Source organism: Candidatus Bipolaricaulota bacterium (assembly GCA_035528115.1).
Taxonomy (GTDB): domain Bacteria; phylum Patescibacteriota; class Patescibacteriia; order UBA11705; family DATKZF01; genus DATKZF01.
The window spans coordinates 1-21,266 of record DATKZF010000002.1; the positions used below are offsets into that span (position 1 = coordinate 1).

Here is a 21,266-nt window from a genome sequence, read left to right on the forward strand (position 1 = left end):
ATCGCTACGTTCCGCTCACCCTCACATAACACAGTATATGCGGTTCGCTCCTGCCGTCGCTCTCCCATATTTTTTGCCCTTATTTTCTGATAAAATAATAATGAAGTGAGCAAAAAACATCGCATATACTGAAACGTTATACGCAATTCAAAAAATATTTTTCTCAATGTAAAATGAAGATAGGCTTTCAAAGGAGAATAAATTTGATTTTTTCTTTATTTAAAGAGGGGGAATATGAATGAAAATTTTAAATTTTCGGGAACAAGAAGCGCAATAGAACAGGCTAAGTTAAGTGAAAAAGAATTACGAATCATAAATGGTGCTGGATTAACACCGGAGGACTTAGAAAAACTTCTTAGAAAACCTCCTTATGCAGAAGGTAGCTATGCCTTGATTTTTGAAGTAAATGAATCTGATCATAAAAATATTGCAAAAGTGTGGAAAAATCCTCAAAACGATGCAATTAGAGCGCGACATGAAAATGCGGCCTTGCGATTGTTGCGTAAACATAAATCTAAACAAGTACCTCGTAATTTAGGATATTTACATTCTGAGATAATTCTTTTTGAAGAAAAAATAAAGGGAAAGCATATAGTAGACTTCGATGAGCTTGCGATTTGTCAATTGGCAGAAACTTTGGCAAAAATACATAATATAAAGCTTAGCTCATATGGTAAATTGATTGAGCCAAGATTAAAGGGTACTCAAAAAGATTATCTTATGGCTGAGATAAGCAAATTAAGAGAATCTCTTTCAACTTCATCTGGAAAACCAGAATTACTTAAATTGATTGAGCAAGCGATAGATAAATTTGAAAATGCCGCAACGTCATCTCCGGAAGCTTTTAAAAAAAGAGTGTTCACGCTTATACATTTTGACTTGAATCGTAATAATATTTTGAAATCAAATGATAATAATAAGATTATAATTATTGATTGGGAACAGGCGGCTGCAGGAGATAATGCCATGGATATTGCAAAAATGTTTTTGAAATTGAATTTTACAGAGAAACAAAAAATGCAATTTATTGAAGAATACGGGAAATGGTTTGATAAAAATGATAATTCTTTTCAGGCTAGACTTGGGGTGTATGAGCCATTTGTTCTTATTAATTCAATTTTATGGAGGTTGCGGGTATTAAAAAATACGCCAAAAGAAACATCCTCTGCAAATGAAAAGGAGTTTTACGCTCGTGTTAAAAGTAATTTAGACTTAGAACTAATAAAACTAAAAAAATATTTATCATAAAAATTTAATTTATGTCCAAACTAGATCTACACATACACACTACTCATTCCGATGGCAAATTATCAGTGCCCCAAATAGCCGAGATTATAAAAGAAAAAAAAATTGAATACTGCGCTTTAGCTGATCATAATAGTATATCCGGCATTCAAGAACTCATAGACGCTCTTGAAGGTTCTGGAATTATCGTTATTCCAGCGGCTGAGCTGACAGCAAAACACAACAATAACGAAATCCATGTTTTGGCCTATGATTTTAATATAGCTTCGGCCGCGAAAATAATAAAAGAGCGCAATGAGATTGTGCATTCACAAAAAATAGAAGAAATGAAATTAGCTATTAAGCTTTCTCGGGAAGCGGGACTTGAGGTAACTGAAGGTCTCAGTCTTAACGAAAAGCAACCAGCAACCCTAACTATTGCTCTTGATATTTGCGCTAACAGTTCCAATCAAAACTTTTTTTTAAAAAAATTCGGCAAACAGCTAACTCCAGAAGATGTATTTTATGAATATCAGGCGCCTGGCAAATTTTGTGCAGTGGAAAGAGGCGGTGTTACTGTTGAATGGCTAATACAAAAATTTAAAGGGATCGCTCAAGATCTTATTATCGCTCATCCCTTCGTCTCTGTAAGCGTTGTCGCTCTGCCACTTAATGAATCTGAAATTAAAAATTTACTTAAAATGGGATTAACCGGCATTGAAGTCTACCACAATCGCACGACTGACGAACAAATAAATTTATTAAAAAAAATGGTTAAAGAAAAATCCCTCCATTACACTGGCGGGTCTGATTCTCATGGGAAGGAAAATGATACGCAGATAGGCCAGTACGGCGATTCCAGAGACATCCCTGATTTTTTTCTGACTAACCATAAATCAAATCTTATAAATAATTAAAAATATGTCCAATCTCATATTAATTAATGAAGTGACAACAAATCTTCGTTCTAATTTTAAAGAATTTAAATGTATACAATCAGCGTATCTTTATGGTAGCATCTTAACGGACAATTTCCATAAAAAAAGCGATATTGATGTTTTATTTATAGTCAAAGACATTAAAGACCGCCAAGCTTTTTTTAAAAAAATTAAAACCATTCGCACTAAAGAAAAAAAATTCAAACTAGATATAAACATTGTATTTGAGAGTGAATTTCGTAATCTTTGGCATATTTTTAGGCCACCAACATTTTTTGTCTGGATTAAGCAGCGAAATGCGTTGCTCTGGGGCAAAGACTGTATTCGCGATATTAAGCAAGAAAAAATAACGGTAAATTCCATATATAAGCGCGCGGTTGATTTAGCGCAAGGTTGCAGAGCGGTATACTTGAATGATAAAGATGTGGATTTTTGGGAAATAAAATATAGCAGATGGTTACGCGAGTTACAATATGGGATATTATATCTTTCTGGCGATTTAGAGCTTGATTCTAAGATCTGCGGCAGGAAACTATGCAAATCATTCCCTGAACTCAAAAAAGCCAGACTTCTTACTAAGAAACAATTACCCATTAAAAGTCTTTCTGAAATAGCAGAATCATTCGTACTTTGTGTTTATAATCATTTTGTAAAACCATGAAAATATTAATGCTTACATCTCGGTATGGCTTTGGATACGGTATGGGTTATTCTGCCTATAAAGAAGCAATGGCCTTAGCTGACTTAGGGGTTTCGGTTACTGTAGTTCATTGCTTCAATAGCCCTGAAATTTCAATGTTTTTTGATTCTAGGATTAATACCATCTATTTACCAATCATTAAATTGCCACTTATCGGTTTTTTTGTTTATTACTTTAAACTTAAAAATTTTTTAAAAAATGATCTCAAGATACAAGAATTTGATTTAATATACCTACAGTCCCTAGAGTTTGGCCTGCTTGACCTAAAAAAAATAAAGATCCCGATATATTATTTTGCCAGAAGCACAATGATTGGCTTACAAAAAACGTTACAAATGGAGCACATTAAAAAATCATTTTTGAATAAAATAATTCATTTTGTCCTTGCTTGTCTTGAAAAACGATGCATGCAATATGCTAAATTGATATTCGTAAAATCTATAATTATGGCCAAGGAAGTTGAAAGTCTTTATAATATCAACTCTCGAAAAATTGTCACAGTAATGGGGGGAATAGATGAAGTAAATTTCAAAATTACTAATAGTCCTTTCAACAAGGACCTCAGAGAGAAATTGTTCATACCGTCATCAGCCAAGATTATTCTTTATGCCGGAAGAATTGTCCCTCAAAAAGGATTGATTTATTTAATTAAAGCCTCCTTACAATTGCTAAAAAATTATAATTTTGTTGTTGTTATAGCAGGTTCTTGTACAGATAAACACTATTTGAAATCAATTACGAAACTTTTGAAAAATAATATCCACAAAAAATCATTTTATTTTTTAGGACATGTTAAACAGATGGAAATGTCTTCTATTTTTAATATCGCCGACTGCATTGTGACGCCATCTTTATATGAGCCCTTCGGCATGGTGAACTTGCAGGCAGCTTTTTTGGGTAAAGCGTTAATTACTACGAATACTACCGGTTCAATTGATGTTTTGCGAGATTATCAAAAGCTAACAATTGTCCAATCTGGCTCCGTTGAAGCAATTAGTGATTCCTTGGAAAGAATATTATTAATCAAGGACAATGTGGATATGCGACCTTATGATTTTAGCCAATATTCTTGGATGAATGTTGCAAGGAAGATATTAAGATTATTTAAAAAAATTTAGAAAGTTACATAAAAAGTGTTTTGGGCTTCGGTCATTCACCCCTTTAATTCCCCTCTGACAAAAATCCAAAACAAAAACAAATTTATATTATTTAAAAAAGCCTATCAAAATAAGATTGATTGAAAAATATTTTCTGAACAGCGTATAACACGGCGTATCTGGCTACACTTTAACCAAATTAAGACATTAATTAAATCGAAAAATTAAAGCGTTCCGCCCATATTGCTCGTTAAAGAATAATCAAAATATTACAAAATTCCCCGAATTCAAGACGAGCAACATCAGATATGCCGAAACGTTATCGGAAATAATTAAAAGTTTTTCCGCCTTCGGCGGGATTATTTGGGGGCTAATTTTTTTATTTTTTTATAACTCAAAACAAACTATGATATAATAAATATAGGCATTTCTTTAATTAACAACTTAACAAGTAATAAATTATGCAAATCTCAATGAGCAAAACGAGGGAGCAGTTTCCCTTGAGTACGAAAAAAGTTCTCAAAAAAACTGTGGCAGGAACGCTCGCAATATCAATAATACTATTTATTATCTGGGTCGTTATCGCCATTGCTATTGGCGCAAGTGATGGAAGTTCTGCTGGAATATTAGGAATAGCCACTTTTGGAATTTTTGGATTAATACTCCTCGTTGTATTCGGAACATATTTTTATCAAAAGTGGTATTATGCGGTATATTTTTATGACCTCACTGATGACTTCATTATTATTAAAAAGGGGCCAATCACGCCAAGCGAAATTACAATTCCGTATGAAAGAGTCCAGGATGTTTATGTTGATCAGGATTTGTTAGATAGATTGTTCGGAATTTATGATGTCCATCTATCCAGCGCGACAATTTCGTCTGGCATGGAAGCTCACATAGATGGCGTTGAAAAAGCGGCTGCTGATGGTTTACGCGGATTTTTATTACAGACTGTACAGCAAAAAATTGGCAAAAATCGTAATCAAAATTTTAATAATAATAACAATCAACCTAATCAATAAAAATATGGAAAATTTTTCGCAAACAATCACGGAAAAAAATTACCCAATAACCAAGCTATGGATTTTCAAAGCTCCAATCATAATTATATTGATGAATATAGTAGCATTATTTTTTGGATATTATTTTCCGTATCTCGTATTAGCTTTACCAATCATGTTAATCGCTAATCCCTTGATTAGAGCAAACTTCCATTATTCGTTAGATGATAAATTTTTTGGCGTAAAACAAGGTGTTATATCAAAAAAACAAAGAAGCTTGCCTTATGGCGTTATTCAAAATGTTTTTGTTAAGCAAGATTTATTTGATAGAATTTTCGGACTTGCTACTTTGAGAGTCGAAAACGCTTCACAGGCGGGTGGTGGCACCAAGGAGCGTTGGTGGAACAAAAGCTATGGTTCAAAATCTACCGCTTATGGACAGGGGGAAGGCGTTGGTTCTTCTGGAAATAAAGTAAATATCCCAGGACTTAAAAAACAAAACGCAGAAGAATTAAAAAGCTATATTCTCCAAAAAATAAAAGAAAATCCAATCGAAGACAGTCAATCGGGGTTATAAAAAAATAAAAAAATTTAGCCCCCAAATAATCGTTTTGCCATTCGGCAAAACAAAAACTTTTAATTACATCCGATAACAACGAGTATCCGGTTACGGCTTTTCCGAAAGCCTCCACCCAAATTTTTCTTACGCTTCACTTCAGAAAAACTTCGGATACTCGTAACGTTGTACGAAATTCCGACTAGTATTCGAGGTAGATTGAAAGTTTGTACAAACAAAAAAGAACGGTGATAATCCGTTCGTTAAATCAATGAACCCGTCGGAACTGTCGCACAACACCGAGTATGCGGTTACGTGAAGAAGAAATTATTGACTTTTCTTTTCAATTTTAATTGGGCTCTTTTCAATTTTTTCTCTCAGAAATGAAGAGGGGCAGGATTGCGAAGTTGCAATCCTGCCCCGATGTGGCACTGCGTCGTGCTACGGCTTGAACTCGTCGCGCGTACCGATCTGACCCGGCTGCAGGTTGGAAGGCAGGGCGTCGGAATTCGTCGCCCATACGATCTTCCCCGAACTCGAGGGGTACACCGGATCGCCACCGCTGCCGATGTGGACCGACTCACCCTGTCCCTTGCTGAAGCGGACGGGCTCACCCTGCCCACTCGTGAGATGCACACTTCTTGCCATGATGGCCTCCTATCTCCGTTACGGAGTATTTACTGAAGGTACAAGGATTTACCCAAAACGAGCTGTCCTCACCCTCAGGCAAAGATACATTACACCACCCTATGTAATCTGTCAATGGTAGGGTGACCCACGACGAAAGAATTGAAAAGAGCCCTAAATTAAGGAAAAAAAATCAATAATTTCTTCTTCACTCCACCCAAATCCCGCTCTTGAAATTGGAGGTTTGAAGTGATAAAATAGGTTTGTTGTTAAGTGAAAGTTTGTACTGTAAATGTAGGGCGGGACTTCGCATACTCGGGAACGTTAGCCGAAATTGGGCTGTTTTAATTCCTACATTTAAGATATAATTCACTTACTAATTAACCTAACCCAAATCATTATGGAATCAAAAAGCAATGTGTGGGCAATCGCCCTCGCCATCATCATCACCGCAGTTGTTGTCGGCGGTGGAATATACTGGTGGCAACAAGACAAAGTCGTTCAGGAAACACCCTCAACGGTGACAACTGATACAACAGACACAACAACTGCGGACAAAGAGGAGCCAAAAGAACCTCTAACTTATTCAACAAGTGGCGTCTCCGCCTCTGTTTCAAAAACGACAGCACCATTTGGTTACACCTCTGATCAATTGGTTTCAATGGCAGAAGAATGCGGTAATAGTCAAACGGCAAGTTATTTCAGTAATTTGGTTTCTCAATTCAGCGGTGCAACCAAAACCGTCTACAACTTCAAATATACTGGTGCTAGCCAAGAATCTGACACTTTCGTCGTAACACTTTTACCAAACGAAGCAGGCTACTCATCGCTTAATGATTTCAAAAAGGACTTTGATCAGTGTTACGCCGGCGGAGACGCTTATCCTAAAATGCTAAATAGTAATTGGCTCCTCTTTGTCAACTCCTGCGGAACAGGTTTTGATGATGGCTCGGGCAAACCGATTGGATGCCAAGAAGTTCGTGATGTTGTAGAACCAACGCTTAAACTGAATTAAAAAAACAGCCCAACATCGGCTAACACGCAGTATGCGGTTTCGCTCCCGTTGGTCGCTACACCCATATTTGGCAGTGGTAAGCTCCTCCGTCGCAAATTTTACCACTGCCAAACATCGCATACTGCGGAACGTTATGCGTAATCTCTTATTTTCCTTTGTTGTACCACCAAAGTAACCTGAGCACTTAACGGGCTTTCCTTCGTTTAGCGAGGAAAAAACAAACTGAACAATTGCTTTGCAACTGTATATAACAAATACTAAACGGTTCGTTTCACTCTCCCAAATTTTTGCCAATGAACGGGGGATTTCTTTGCTAAATGTAACATCTAAGTAGTTACAATAAAAAGATTTAAATACTCTAGAGTACCTACCATTAACTATGAACTCAAAAACTACTATTAATGGAATTAAATCTTTAATCTTAGTAGTTATGGGTATGATGCTTTAAACGCATCACATTGTCTTTTCTCTTCTTAAAAATTTTTGAAGTTGGTTTCTCCTGTGGTGTTCATTTCTGATTAAAACCACCTATAAAAAAATAACTAGGAGGCATTAAAAATGAAAACCGAAACAAGAATAATAACTGCAGCACTTCCCTTTGTAAATAATATCCCTCATCTGGGTAATATTATTGGTAGCCATCTTCCGGCAGACATATTTGCAAGATTTTGCAGATTGAAGAATTATAGAACCATTTTTGTTGGAGGTACTGATGAGCATGGCACAGCAATAGAGTTTGCTGCACAAATCCAAAAGAAAACACCAGAACAATTATGTACTGAACTATACCAAGAACATAAAGAAATTTATGATTGGTTTAAGATTAGTTACGACAATTTCTCCAGAACTTCAAGAACAATCCATCATGAATTAGTCAAAGACTTTTTCCTTAAATTATACAAAAACGGATTTATAACAGAAAAAACCATCAAAATTCCATTTTGCCTAAAATGTAAAAAAGGATTAGCAGATAGATATATTACGGGAATTTGCCCTCACTGTAGTTATGAGCAGGCAAATGGAGATCAATGTGAAAAATGTGCTACTTTAATTGATCCAATAGAATTAATTAATGCTCATTGTTCTGTCTGCAAATCAAAAGAAGTAGAATTTAGAGATACTAAACATTTATTTCTGGATTTAAGAAGTATTTCTGGAGATATTGAAAAATGGATTGATAATAATAAAAACCTCCGACAACAAGTTAGGAATCTTGCAAAGGGATGGTTAAAACAGGGAATCCAAGAAAGATGTATTACTAGAGATTTAAAATGGGGTGTTCAAGTTCCTTTAGAAGAATATAAAGACAAAGTATTCTACGTTTGGTTTGATAATGTGATTGGATACATTTCTGCAACTTATGAACTTTTAGGTGAGGAAGCACTTGAACTTTGGAAAGATAAAAATGTAAAGACATACTATTTTCTTGGAAAAGACAATATCCCTTTCCATACTATCTTTTGGCCTGGACAAATAATCGGACAAAAAGAATTTGTCTTGCCTTATAATGTAGTTGGCTACCAATATCTTAATTTTGAGGGACAAAAATTTTCAAAAAGTAAGAAAATAGGGATATTTTCAGATCAAGTAAAAAATAGTAATGTTCCTCTTGATTATTGGAGATTTTATTTAACAAACATTCTTCCAGAAACCAAAGACACTGATTTTTCAGTTGAAGATTTTCAAGAAAGAATCAATAAAGAACTTATTGGCAACTTTGGAAATTTTGTAAACAGAACCTTAAATTTCATCTGGAATAAGTTTGATGGTAAAGTACCCAAAATCTCTAATATTGACGAAGAACTAGAAAAAGAAATCAATCAAAGAATAAAAAAGATTGAGGAATGTTACGAAAAATGTGATCTTCGGGAAGTGCTGCAGGAAATTCTAAAATTATCAGATTTGGGAAACCAGTATTTCAACAAAAAAGAACCTTGGAAAACAGGTGATAAAGATTGCTTAGCATACTGCTATGAACTTTGCAGAATACTATCAGTATTGTTTTCTCCAATAATTCCAGACTCAACTGAGAAATTAAGAATTTTGTTGAATACTGAATATAAAGAGTTGAAAATAAACGGAAGGGAAAAGACAATTAACAAACCTGAAATCTTATTCAAGAAATTAGAGAATGAAGATTTGGACGAGTTTAAACTTAAAGCAAAGAAATCCCCTTGAGATAGTCTCGCTTTGCTCGTGAAATAATAGGTTCATTGGCAAAAACTACGGAAAGCCCTGTGCTCAGGAAAATAAGAGACTTCTCCGTTCCCTTCGGTCACTACGACCACGCTGCGCTCTCCTCCTTTGGTCGTCGGGACGCATAACAGCGATTATCCGAGAAATCCCTCGGCTCGGGATTTCTCCAAATTTTGGCTACGCCAAAACTTCGGATAATCGCGATGTTAGGTGAAATGCCCTTATTGGCTACTATTAATATGATTTTCCAATGGTTGATTTAAGCACTTTTATTAGTAAATGGATTATTATGATAAACTAAATTCACTTAATTTATAAATTTTTAAGTTACCAATTATGTCTAATACCGACCACAGAATCAAAGCTTATAATCCATCGGGTTTTTTTTGGATGAGTTTACTTTTTAGCCCTATGTGCGTTTTGATTATGAAATATCAAAACAGCAAAACTTTACCTAATGGCAAACTAATTAGGAAGCAAACAAATAAGTATTTATGGATTTTTATTTTTATACTTCTTGTGATTTTTGCATCCATTTTTTGGGAATCTTACACTTTAGCAAAGTGGGCGTATGATCAAAATAATGCACTTCTTTTAATCGAAATTAATACTTGGGGTTTTGATTTACATTCTGTTAAAACAGCGCTAAATGAATCTGCAAAACAATCACCTATTTTAAATGCTGCTATAAACATGAGCGATTACAGATCAATTTTCAATTTTATTGCCTGGATAATTTTTGCTTATTTTCTTGGCACCTCAGCTAAAACAACAGAATTGCCTGAATTCAATAAACTTAAGGAAAGCAAGAAATTGTACTCAAAAGCTCCGCTCCTTCCTATTATTCTTGGTATTGTAATTTTAGTAGGCGTTAATTATGCAATGGTTTATAGTTCCGCCTACAGTGCAAGCTATACCGCCAAGTATTTTTCACCAAAAACCAATGATTTGTTTGCGGAAGAAGAAGTTCCTCCAACAGAAGAAGGTAATTTAAATGAAATCACACCTCCATCAATTACCGATGATTCAGATAATGATTTAGTTATAAAAGAAGACGTTACTCCAACAGAAGAAAGTAATGTTTCAGTTAATAATATTCAATTAAGCAATAAAACATTTACACTAAAATATCCAAAAGATTATCAATTCGAGAAAATTGATGACAGAAACTATTTAATAAAAAAAGGAGGGAATGAACTCTGGAAAATAAACTTCAGAACCCTTGCTGATGTTGAAGAGTTAGACAAAAAATGCCCGCCAGATGACTGCATGCGTAACGAAGTTCCTCTGATACAAACTGATCGGTTTGAATATGAAATGAAATTATGGAAGGTTAAGGCAGATGCACAAAAGGATATTAATAAGGTAGATTTTGAATTTGATAGCTATCCAGTAGGCCACGATGTTGGTTATTTTCATTCATTTTCAAAATATTTCGATGATGTCAGAGTTGCATTTACAGGATATGACCCCAGTGATACTGGCTCAGCTTCATTCGATTTTATGGCCGAATTTGGCTTGTTGATAGAATTCACTTACTGAAAGCTACAAAATTAACAACTTATAAGTAAAATGAAATTAGAACATTACCTACAGGAAAACTTTAAAGAACCAAATTTATCTGCGCTGCCCAGATATTTAAAGCTGTCTATTTTTTGGCCTAATTTTTTTAGAAAATTGATCAATAGCTCTGAATTTAAAGGCTACACTGGTAAATTGATAGGCATAGCTATTCTTTTGGTTGAATTTGGAGTTATTTATTATGTTGTGAATTTATTTTCCATTCTTTTTGTCTATGGATACTATTCTTTGATTTATTTTCTTGATGGAGAGTTGTTGAACTCTTATAAAAGCATTGAGCATTTAAAACATTATCAAAATTACGTATTTTACTGGCTCAATTATTTATTTAGCTTACCGAGTAATATTATTTTACAAAGCCTGCTTTATACTGCGATTGTTTATGCAGAGACTGCCGTTGGTTCGTTCCTAGTTGCAATTTGGCTTAGGAATAATAAGGACATAAAATTTAAGAAAAAAATAGTTGCTAACTATCCGAATGTTGATTCTTTTAAAGCTTTTTATTCTAAAAACGACTTTAAAGAGGCGGCTAAAATCCTCAAGGAATACAAAAGTGCGACGTATTCTCAATTAATCAAAAAGTATCCCAAAAAGATTATCGATTTATTAGTGCTCGGTGATCACATTTCTTTTGTTGGCGGTAAAAAATTAACCAGAATGGCGTGCATTAAATGTATTGAAGAGGACAAAGATGAGTGTAATTGTAAGTAAATACTAAAAGTGCTTAAATCTTTGCTTGAGAAACAATAAGGGCACAACACCTAACAAAGTTTGTGGGGTTCATAAATTTCGCTAATTTGATGCTTAAATAGCGGTACCAAAATTTATTCTCCCAAATGCTTCGGCGGTGAGTCGCTCCGCTCCAAATTATACCGCCTCGCACTTCCCACAAACAGAAACGTTATACGACATATGACTTCGGGGGCACATTTATATATTACAAAGTTTATTTTTAAAATATGAAACCCATTTACATTAAAAAAGAGGTCGCACTCAAAAAAGTTTCAGCAAAATACAAGCCAATTGTTAAAGATGTTAAATCTGAATTGCTGAAATTTTCTGATAAGATTCACAGCATTTATTTGTATGGAAGTGTTGCCACAGGAAAAGCAAAATCTCCAACCTCTGATTTAGATTTAGTTGTGGTTCTAAAAGCAAAACCAACATCAAAACTTAAAACTCAATTAAAAGAATTAGAAAATTCACTATCACAAAAATATCAAAAAATATTCAGAGAAGTTGGTTTTGCAATCACTTACAAAAATGAAGTTTTAAGAGGCAAAGAAGCATTCGGTTGGAGATTTTTTCTCACAATTTTAAGCGTGAAAATTTTTGGAGATAATCTTTTTCAAAAAGAAATGAAGTTTAGCCCGACAAATAAATTAGCAAGAAATCTGCATTCAGATGTTGATGAAAATATTGAAGAAGCAAAGAAAAAAATCAAATCTTCAAACGATCAAGAGGCTAAACTTCAAATAAAATCAATAATGAAAAAGATTATCAGGACAGCCTTCTCTATTGTCATGCAGGATGAGAATTATTGGACTACTGATCTTGATGAAATGACAAAAATTTTCACTAAACATTATCCTGAAAAGAAACAACAAATAAATGCTGTTTTGAAATTAGCAAAAAGCAAATCGCCAGATAAAAAGAGTGCGACCTCAATTCTTAATAATTTTGGTAAATGGGTTTCATCGGAATATTTTAAAAGAGTGTAATGTGCCCCCTGCGTCATACGCTGCGCTCCACTTCGTTACGCTTGGGGACGCTGCGCTTTCGTCGCTACGCTCCTCACCCTCGTATAACAAGGATTATGAGGAAAATGGCTCGGCTCGCCATTTTCCCAAATTTGCTCCACTTCGTTCCGCAAACTTCTCATAATCCTGACGTTATACGCAATTCAAAAAATATTTTTCTTAAGGTAAAATGATGATAGGCTTTCTAAAAGGAATAAATTTGATTTTTTCTTTATTATAGAGGGGGATAATATTGTGTTTTCTCCGCTACAAAAACGATTTATTTATAAATTTTAGATTCTAAACATAAAGTATGGAAACAATAATTAGAAAAGATTCGGAAATTAAAGGGAAACACTCGCTGTTTTTTGTGGAGTTCATGGAAATGAGAAAGCTGGAGTATATGCGGTAAATAAAATTCTAAATAATATTGAAATCAAAACAGGAATTGTTTATTTTGTTTTTGCTAATCCTAAGGCTATTGAAGAAAACAAAAGATTTATTGATAAGAATTTAAACAGATGTTTTTTTGATAATCAAAATGGTGAGTCTTATGAAGAAAAAAGAGCAAAAGATTTAATTAAAATTTTAGAATTATCCGATGCCCTTCTTGATGTTCATGCAAACAATAGTCCAGAGACCATACCATTTGTAATTACCGACAATGGTTTTGATGTAGTCAAAAATATGAATTTTGAAATTATTGCTACTGGTTTTGATAATCTTGAACCTGGGGCAACTGATGGATTCATGAAAAACAAAGGGAAAATAGGAGTTTGTATAGAGTGTGGATATTCTGGCAAAAGCGAAGAAAATATAGATATAGCATACAATTCGATTATTCAATTTTTACAACATTTTAATGCTATAGACCACATAATCCCAAGCTATAATATCAAACAAAAAGTATTACATGTTGATAAAGTTCAAAAAGTAACATCAAAAGAGTTTAGTCTAATAAAGACATTTAAGGATTTTGAAATAATTAAAAAAGGTTTTGTTATTGCTAAAGACGAAATGAATGAATATTCTGCTGACAAGGATAGAGTAATTTTATTTGGAACGCCTGGAAAGCCGATTGGAGCAGAAGCATATATTTTAGGTACTTGGATAGAATAAGGAGTTTTGAAAATGAAATTCACCCCCAACCCCTCTTTCATTTTTCAAAACGGAAAAAATCAAATTTATAAGAAATGAAGAAAGCATATCATAATGAATAAGAACGAAAAATATTTTTTGAACTCAAGCCACGCTGCGCTCTCCTCCTTTCAGTCGTCGGGGCGTATAACAAGGGATATACGGTTCAGCCCTCGGCTCGAGCATCACCCAAATTTTTCTTTCGCTTACGCTACAGAAAAACTTCGTATATCCCAAACGTTAGGCGAAATTGCTTTTTGCTTTTACAAAGAAGAAGGCCACCGACGATGTCGCCGATGGCCTTGTGGATCTGGGGTGCGGGCGGCTCCTCGCTAACCCTTCTTTGACCAGGGAAAGTCCGAAGCGAACCAGATCAGGAGGATGATGGCCCAGAGTGGGCTCGCTGACTGTGTGATGTACATCCCATAGCCGATGAGTCCTGCGCCACTGACCAGAGCCACGGCGCCACCTACGTCCTTCGCGTTCATGAGGTACCTCGCTAGTTGCGAAAAAACAGATCCCCAACCATGAGGAGCCGCCCTTTCTGGTTGACAGAAAAACTACTCCAAACCACGTTTGGACAATGACTTTAACATATTACTACATCTAAGTCAACCCCTCACCGAGCAAAAAGCAATTTGTTCGCTCCGCTCACATTTGCTCCCGCTGGTCGCAAATTAAAAAAGCAACTACGCCTAACACTGCATAGCCGGCTCGTTCTTTTCCGAAAGAGCTCACCCAAATTGCCTCCTCAACAAATATGGTGTAAAATTCTACCACACTTATCTCGTCGGCAACTTCGGCTATGCAGGAACGTTAGCTGAAATAGCCTCAAATCCTTTCTTGTTTGTAGAAACTCACTAAATAGTAAATATATGCAAATTATCAAAAAAATATTCAACGGTAAAACCAGCAAATCAGTGTTAACTATGGGCATTGTTGCAACATTTCTCCAAATATCAATAGCCGCTTATGCTGTAATTAAGCCAATAAGTCTGAAGAGTGATTTAACACTTTTTTATGGGATTGTAGTTTTAGAGCTAATATTTTTCCCAATAAGTCTTTCAATAATTTTTTCTTACCTCCTAAATAAAGTTAAGTGGCTTGATAAAAAATCATTTCTGATCACATTCCTTGTTACGTCTTTATTTATTGTAACCGCTGTAATTTTGGGACAAATGGCTTGGGAACATATCATTCCTTGGGAATTTTGGCTTTTTTATAAATATATAGAAATACCTCTAGTCTTTACAGGACTAATTGGCATTCCCTTGATTTATCTTTTGGGATATTCCGGTTGGACAGTTTTCACCTTTGTAATGATAATTGGAATATTTGTTACCGCTTTTTTGGTTGCTGCTCTTTATTCCTACACAACCCATCTTGCAATCAATAAGAAAAAACAATCTTTTAGAATAATCCTTACAGTAGCCCTCATTTTATCTATTGGATGGGGGATATTTCAGGGAGTAAATGAAGCATATGTAAAAAGATTATCTCTAAAAGGTGAGTGTGCTGCAGGACTTAACTTTTACCAGTGTGACAATTACAGTAACCTTGGAAATAGTTACCACAGATTAAATGATGACATCTATTACAACCTAGGCTATGTAAACGCTGTAAAAATCGACGATGTCGACATTAATTCCTTTCAAGTGATCAATATCGATTCACTGCGTGTGTCAATTGCCAAAGATAAATACAGAGCATATGCCAATGGGGAAATAATACCAATAAACAATATTGATTCATGGAAAATCATGGAAGGAGTAGATAATTGGGGCTACTCATCAGACGATAAAAATGTATTTTTCGGAACAAATATTCTAGACGGTGCCAATCCAGAAAGTACATTTCTCATTGAAAACAGATATGCATGCAATAATGATTTTGTTTACTTTGGAGATAAAATTATTGAGGACGCAGATCCAAGCTCCTTTGTAACACTGAATTGTGGCGGCTACACAAAAGACGATAAATCATACTATTTTTATGGAGAAAAAATTATTGAGGATGAAACTGGATGCAGAGGTCAAGATATAATTGACAGCAAATGTGAAATAAAATGACAAGAGATTCGAGGCTACATCAGCTAACAGCGTATATCTGGCTACACTTCGTTTCGCCCATATTACTCCCTGCGGTCGCAACATCAGATATGCGCGAACGTTAGGTGAAATATTTTTTGAAAATTTTTTAGATTTTTAGTATTTTTAATAGGCTTTAAGTAATATTACTATGAAGAAGGAAACTATTCGCCAAATTCAAAGAAAAGTTATTAGATTGTTGCGTAAAAACAATAATAAACCTCTTTATCTGTCATCAACAGACAATTGTAGTGAAATTGCACGGTTGGTTGGTTGTTGGATTTTTGACAAATTACCTCAGGCTAAAATATATATTTTAAAAGGTAAAAATATACTAGGCACAAAAAAATGCCATGACATTTTAGCAGTAGAATACGACAAGCGCATTTCCCTTATCGATCCAACAGTGTGGCAATTTTTCAAGAATAAAAAGAGTATTCTTATTAAAACAACAGACAATTTGACGAATGGTTTATTTGAAGCCAGCAAAATATATCGCAGCAAATGGAAAGTCTCAGAAATATTTAAAAAGAATAATTATAAAAATGATGAACTTAAGAAAATTGTAGCTTCAAATATTAAGGACTTAAAATAAAAAACGTTATAACACCAGAGAGAAAGCCTATCAAAAATCAAAATTAAGGAACAAAAATTTTCAAAAAATACAACACCTAACACGCACTTACCAATACAGTTGATATTTTGGATTTGTTTGATGCAGTTTTTTTGCTTCAAATTTCTGCCGATACAATAAGAAAGAGATTGATTGAAAGAACAGAGGTAGGAGCATTCGGTAAATCGGATGATGAAATAGCTGATATCATGAGATGGAAAGATGAATTTGTCAAAACAATGATAACGCGTGGCGCAATATCAATTGACGCAGAGAAGGGTGTAAACGAAGTTGTTGAGGAAATTTTATTAAGGAGATTAAAATAATTTAACATTAGGCTGACTTATAGCAAAGCAGTCTTAATGCAAAAAAAAATATGAATAAACTCTATTTTATCAGCGGAGTGAATGGGGTGGGAAAAACCTCAATTATGCCTTTCCTAAAGACATTGTTGCCAAGTAATCAATTTGAAATACATGATTTTGATGAAAGAGGGGTACCGGAAAAGGCTGATGGTAATTGGCGTATTTCTGAAACTAAACACTGGGTAGATTTAGGAGTAGGATTGGGATCAAGAGATAAAAACGTTATCGTTTGTGGATTTGTAAAACCCGCAGACTTTCAGGAAATGCTATCGGATGATTCACTTGGCATCACTTTGATTTTTCTCGATGCAAGTCCGGAAGTTATTCGTCAGCGTTTAACTGGTCGATATACAAAAGACGGTTATTTTGATGAATCCCAAATGGTAATTGGCAAGCCAATTGATGTTTTTATTGATGGGAATATTTATATTTCAGGGCAAATGAAAAAAATATTTGAAGAATTAAATTGCTCAATCGTTGATACATCAAATTTAAGTCCAGAAGCAGTTGCAAGGCAAGTGGCTGAATTAATCCTAAATAATTTTAAAGTTTATATGGCCCCATAAAGGTGTTTTGGGCTTCGGGCATTCACCCCTTTAATTCCCCTTTGCCTTTCGCCCAAAACAGAAAAAGAAATTTGAAAATTTTTTAAAACAATTCCGACTGCTGTCGGAAAAAAGAAAAGGAATACATCAGCTAACAACGAGTATCCGGTTACGGCTTTTATCCAAAAGCCTCCACCCAAATTTTTCTTCCGCTACGCTACAGAAAAACTTCGGATACTCGTAACGTTAGGCGAAATAACACAATAAACATCTCTTATGAAAAAGTTGAAATTTATTCTAAGCATAATTTTTTTAGCTTTCATTGCAATTTCAATAATTTCTTACAATTATTATTCGTTAATAGATAATCAATCGAACCATACGGGGTTAGATTTAATGAAAGTTAAAATATTCTATCTAGGATTTTCATTAATTGCGATTGTTGTAGCGCTAATAATAAAATCAAATAAAAAAGCTAAAAAAAATTTCATTATTTCCAGTATATTAGGATTAGTTTTCATTTTTAACATTTGGATATTCGAAAAAACAGAAATTATGTTGTATTACGAAGATTGGGTTACCTGCTGCATGTAAAATTATTGTGTTTCATCGCCTAACAGCGTATAAACGGTTCCATTCGTTCACCCAAATTGACCAGTGATAAGCCTTCGGCTAGTATATCACAGGCCAACTTCGTTTATGCGCCGGACGTTACGCAAAATTCAAATAACCCAAAATTATTATGAAAAAACCACATTACCTTTCACCAGTTAGTAAAATATTTTCAGCTATCGCTGGCAGGACGGAACCAATGAAAGTAAGGATTGAAAATTATAATTTCGTAGTATTACCAAAAGTATTTCCATCTCATGAATTTAGAGCAGCAAAATGTCTCCCAAAAAGTATTAAAGAAATAATAAAAAACAAAACAGTACTATATATGGGTTGTGGTTTTGGTATGGTGGGTATTTATTCATTACATCATGGTGCGACAAAAGTTATACTAGCAGACATTAACCCGTATGCTGTTGAAAATGCAGAAATAAATAAAAAGTCACACAAATTCAGTGATGATCAAATAATGATTTACGAGAGTGATTGTTTTGATAATATCCCAAAACAGACATTTGATGTATTAATATTCAACCCACCGTTTAATACTAATGGTAAACCTACAAGCGACGTATTAAGAAAATCTCTATGGGATCCGGGTTTTACTTCATTAAAAAAGTTCCTGGGAAGTGCCAAGGACTATATGAATATTAGCAGTAAACTCCTGATATACTACTCAGACAGAGGTGATATTAAAACGTTGGAAAAATTATTTGGTCAATATTTGTATAGATGGAAGCTTTGGAAAGTGTTCAATAAAGACCAAAAATTTGACAATAGGATCTATGTTCTTATTAAATAAAATTATATTGGTAAATCCTATTAGGTTTTTTGAACTTCGTCTAACACGGCGTACACGATATTCCCTCGTTCACTCCGGTGGCCACTCGCTAGTCAGTCTCTCCGGCCGCGAGTGTACCACCTCCGTTCGCTCGGGACATCGCGTGACGCCGGAACGTTGCACAAAATCGCTCGCTCCGCCTGCCGGCAGGCAGGCAGGCTCGTTTTTTTTTAATTGCCAAAAACCGCATATATTGATAAAATTCAATTGGAGTTTGATGCCGGTTGCGAATCATTTCAATAAAAATGCTTTTAGAGAGCGCACAAGCAAAAGCGCCAAAGGAGGACGATCATGGGCTTTGGGACCAGACTGCCGACGAGCAACGACCCGCCGCCATCAGCTAAGGGCAAGAGTCCGTGGCTCGGGGCAAACGAAGAATTTGGCCTTGACGAATTCTGCCTTGTGATCAACCGCAAAACAAGGCAATGCGAGGGTTGCAAACGAATAACTCATGTTCGTCACCTGGACGCCAATGGAAGATGCCCTGACTGCCGATGACAAGGAGGATTCTCCAGCAGGGATTTCGCAACGAAATCCCTGCTGTCTAAAAACATTTTCATTAGAGATAAATTTCAATAATATGCGCTTCATGATCTGCGGGAGCATGCATTTTGCCAAAGAAATGCTTGAGGCTCAAAAAAGTTTGCAGGGACTGGGACATGACGCCAAAATTCCTTCAGACACGCTTGAGTGTTTGGAAAATCCCGAGCTGAACATGGATTTTGATTATTGCGTCAGAACTCAAATCGATAAAAAGGATTTTCAGCAAGTGGCTGACAGCGACGCGATTTTGGTTTTGAATTATCCGAAAAACGGCATCAAAGGCTACATCGGTGGAGCAACCTTGATGGAAATCGGCCTGGCCAGGCACTTGGGCAAAAAAATCTTTTTACTGCATGACATCCCTTCGGAAGACGAACTAAGATACGCGCTTGAAGTGCGCCTCACCTCCCCCGTTGTCTTGGGAGGCGATATCAAAAAAATAAATCAATTTATCTAAAAACAATATGACCGAAAGACCCAAAGTCGGAGTCGGAGTAATCATCATCAAAGACGACAAAGTTCTTCTCGGCAAAAGAAAAGGCGCGCTCGGCCAATGCACTTGGTGTTTCCCGGGCGGGCATTTGGAATACGGCGAATCTTGGCAGGAATGCGCCAAGCGCGAAACCATGGAGGAAACCGGCATTAACATAAAAAACATTCGCTTCGCTTCAACCACCAATGATATTTTTCAATCGGAAGGCAAGCATTACATTACCATTTTCATGGTGTCCGATTTTGATTCGGGGGAAGTTAAGGTGATGGAGCCCGAGAAATGCGAGGGATGGGAGTGGTTCGAATGGGATCAATTGCCCGAGCCGCTTTTTCTGGCCGTTAAAAATTTACTTGAAATCGGCTTTAATCCGTTCGATGAGAAATAAAACAACGGCCAAAGCCTTCGTGACTGATAAAAACAAATTAAAATAAAAGCCAACAATCCATAACAAAAAACTTATGCGAACAAAAAAAATCTTTTTATCCACGCTTTTTTTATGCTTGATTATGTTAACCGGTTGCAACGCCTCGGACACCGATGAATCCGAAACGACAAAAACCGACATGGGAGAATTTTTCAATGAGTATTGCGACATTTACGTCAATAAATTTCAAGCCAGGGACTTGGAAAGTTATGGCATAAAAATCACCGATAATATGGGCTATGGGTATTACAATACCATAGATGAGTGCGTCAAAGAGCTGCTGACAATAGACAACCAAGCCGCGGACGCTTGCTCTCTGTATGCCAAAACCAACGGACTGGATTGCGACAAGGCCGGACAAACGCGCCAAGAAAATTATAAAAAAAACATGACCAAAGATGGCTGCGTTCAAAACGGCAAAAATAACCGTTGCGCTTTGTTCGACACCTCTCAACCTCAATGGAGCGGGGCCGACACCGCGCAAATATCGGACGCCAACGTCAAATACACGGATTGCTTGCAAAAAGTAGACTATGCTTGCGGCGGACTGCCGGAATCCTGGTAATTGCTTTTAGCGGCATCGTTTGCGAAAAAACGCCACCGGGGATAAAATGAAAAGCATCAATATTTATGAAAAAATTATTATATTTAATTATAATCTGCGTGTTTGTTTTGATTCCTTCAATTTCTTGGGCTCAAACCGATTCCGGCCAAGCGAGCGAACAAATCTTCAAAGCCCAGGTGACCGAAATTTTGGATCAGCAAACGTTCACCAGAGACGACGGCTCGGTTTCCGAGCGACAAAAAATCAAACTGGTCGGACTTGAAGGCGAATGGAAAAACAAAACCATAATTTTTGACGGCACCTAATTTGATGTTTTATCCAATGCCAAATACGCGATCGGCGATAAAGTCTTGGTCAATTACAG

General features: G+C 35.7%; 20 protein-coding genes and 1 pseudogene. All 21 read left to right on the forward strand.

The features are described from left to right. The first annotated feature begins 234 nt into the window (after positions 1 to 234). The 21 genes and pseudogenes from VMX18_01335 (at position 235) to VMX18_01435 (ending at position 21,207) form a co-directional block, all read left to right on the forward strand. Entirely contained in the window at positions 235 to 1,248 is a 1,014-nt protein-coding gene (locus VMX18_01335) for an aminoglycoside phosphotransferase family protein (protein HUT22033.1), read from the forward strand. A gap of 11 nt (positions 1,249 to 1,259) precedes the next feature. Beyond that, complete coding sequence (locus VMX18_01340) at positions 1,260 to 2,141, forward strand: PHP domain-containing protein (GenBank protein HUT22034.1); 882 nt, start codon at positions 1,260 to 1,262, stop codon at positions 2,139 to 2,141. 4 nt (positions 2,142 to 2,145) lie between these two features. Continuing rightward, on the forward strand, positions 2,146 to 2,823 hold the full coding sequence (locus VMX18_01345) for a nucleotidyltransferase domain-containing protein (protein ID HUT22035.1): 678 nt from the start codon (positions 2,146 to 2,148) through the stop codon (positions 2,821 to 2,823). After that, the gene (locus tag VMX18_01350) at positions 2,820 to 3,980 is read left to right on the forward strand and encodes a glycosyltransferase family 4 protein (GenBank protein ID HUT22036.1); all 1,161 of its coding nucleotides are present in this window, start codon (positions 2,820 to 2,822) and stop codon (positions 3,978 to 3,980) included. The genes VMX18_01345 and VMX18_01350 overlap by 4 nt, the downstream gene beginning before the upstream one ends. Positions 3,981 to 4,420: 440 nt before the next feature. Continuing rightward, positions 4,421 to 4,984 carry a PH domain-containing protein gene (locus VMX18_01355; GenBank protein HUT22037.1) on the forward strand — a complete coding sequence of 188 codons (564 nt, stop codon included), beginning with the start codon at positions 4,421 to 4,423 and terminating at the stop codon, positions 4,982 to 4,984. A 4-nt stretch (positions 4,985 to 4,988) separates the two neighbouring features. Beyond that, positions 4,989 to 5,540 (forward strand): PH domain-containing protein, encoded by a 552-nt coding sequence (locus tag VMX18_01360; GenBank protein ID HUT22038.1) that lies wholly within the window; start codon positions 4,989 to 4,991, stop codon positions 5,538 to 5,540. Between the two features lie 1,006 nt (positions 5,541 to 6,546). Then, a complete protein-coding gene (locus VMX18_01365) occupies positions 6,547 to 7,161 on the forward strand; it encodes a hypothetical protein (protein ID HUT22039.1) in 615 nt (204 codons plus the stop codon). A 558-nt stretch (positions 7,162 to 7,719) separates the two neighbouring features. Continuing rightward, the gene (gene metG, locus VMX18_01370; GenBank protein HUT22040.1) at positions 7,720 to 9,339 is read left to right on the forward strand and encodes a methionine--tRNA ligase; all 1,620 of its coding nucleotides are present in this window, start codon (positions 7,720 to 7,722) and stop codon (positions 9,337 to 9,339) included. A 444-nt stretch (positions 9,340 to 9,783) separates the two neighbouring features. Next, positions 9,784 to 10,899 carry a hypothetical protein gene (locus VMX18_01375; GenBank protein HUT22041.1) on the forward strand — a complete coding sequence of 372 codons (1,116 nt, stop codon included), beginning with the start codon at positions 9,784 to 9,786 and terminating at the stop codon, positions 10,897 to 10,899. Between the two features lie 30 nt (positions 10,900 to 10,929). Then, a complete protein-coding gene (locus tag VMX18_01380; protein ID HUT22042.1) occupies positions 10,930 to 11,649 on the forward strand; it encodes a hypothetical protein in 720 nt (239 codons plus the stop codon). Positions 11,650 to 11,897: 248 nt separating this feature from the next. Next, positions 11,898 to 12,659: a nucleotidyltransferase domain-containing protein gene (locus VMX18_01385; protein ID HUT22043.1), complete on the forward strand. Its 762-nt coding sequence runs from the start codon at positions 11,898 to 11,900 to the stop codon at positions 12,657 to 12,659. 384 nt (positions 12,660 to 13,043) lie between these two features. Then, a pseudogene (locus VMX18_01390) lies at positions 13,044 to 13,796 on the forward strand (succinylglutamate desuccinylase/aspartoacylase family protein). An 893-nt stretch (positions 13,797 to 14,689) separates the two neighbouring features. Then, positions 14,690 to 15,883, forward strand: a complete 1,194-nt coding sequence (locus VMX18_01395; protein ID HUT22044.1) for a DKNYY domain-containing protein — start codon at positions 14,690 to 14,692, stop codon at positions 15,881 to 15,883. A gap of 169 nt (positions 15,884 to 16,052) precedes the next feature. Next, positions 16,053 to 16,496 carry a hypothetical protein gene (locus VMX18_01400; GenBank protein HUT22045.1) on the forward strand — a complete coding sequence of 148 codons (444 nt, stop codon included), beginning with the start codon at positions 16,053 to 16,055 and terminating at the stop codon, positions 16,494 to 16,496. Positions 16,497 to 16,603: 107 nt separating this feature from the next. Continuing rightward, complete coding sequence (locus VMX18_01405) at positions 16,604 to 16,840, forward strand: hypothetical protein (GenBank protein ID HUT22046.1); 237 nt, start codon at positions 16,604 to 16,606, stop codon at positions 16,838 to 16,840. Positions 16,841 to 16,890: 50 nt separating this feature from the next. Continuing rightward, a complete protein-coding gene (locus VMX18_01410; protein HUT22047.1) occupies positions 16,891 to 17,445 on the forward strand; it encodes a hypothetical protein in 555 nt (184 codons plus the stop codon). Between the two features lie 721 nt (positions 17,446 to 18,166). Continuing rightward, complete coding sequence (locus VMX18_01415; GenBank protein HUT22048.1) at positions 18,167 to 18,838, forward strand: methyltransferase; 672 nt, start codon at positions 18,167 to 18,169, stop codon at positions 18,836 to 18,838. A gap of 490 nt (positions 18,839 to 19,328) precedes the next feature. After that, positions 19,329 to 19,877: a hypothetical protein gene (locus VMX18_01420; GenBank protein ID HUT22049.1), complete on the forward strand. Its 549-nt coding sequence runs from the start codon at positions 19,329 to 19,331 to the stop codon at positions 19,875 to 19,877. 7 nt (positions 19,878 to 19,884) lie between these two features. Beyond that, positions 19,885 to 20,298 carry an NUDIX hydrolase gene (locus VMX18_01425; GenBank protein HUT22050.1) on the forward strand — a complete coding sequence of 138 codons (414 nt, stop codon included), beginning with the start codon at positions 19,885 to 19,887 and terminating at the stop codon, positions 20,296 to 20,298. 73 nt (positions 20,299 to 20,371) lie between these two features. After that, positions 20,372 to 20,902, forward strand: coding sequence for a hypothetical protein (locus VMX18_01430; protein HUT22051.1), 531 nt, complete (start codon positions 20,372 to 20,374; stop codon positions 20,900 to 20,902). Between the two features lie 65 nt (positions 20,903 to 20,967). Further along, entirely contained in the window at positions 20,968 to 21,207 is a 240-nt protein-coding gene (locus tag VMX18_01435) for a hypothetical protein (protein ID HUT22052.1), read from the forward strand. The last annotated feature ends 59 nt before the right edge of the window (positions 21,208 to 21,266 follow it).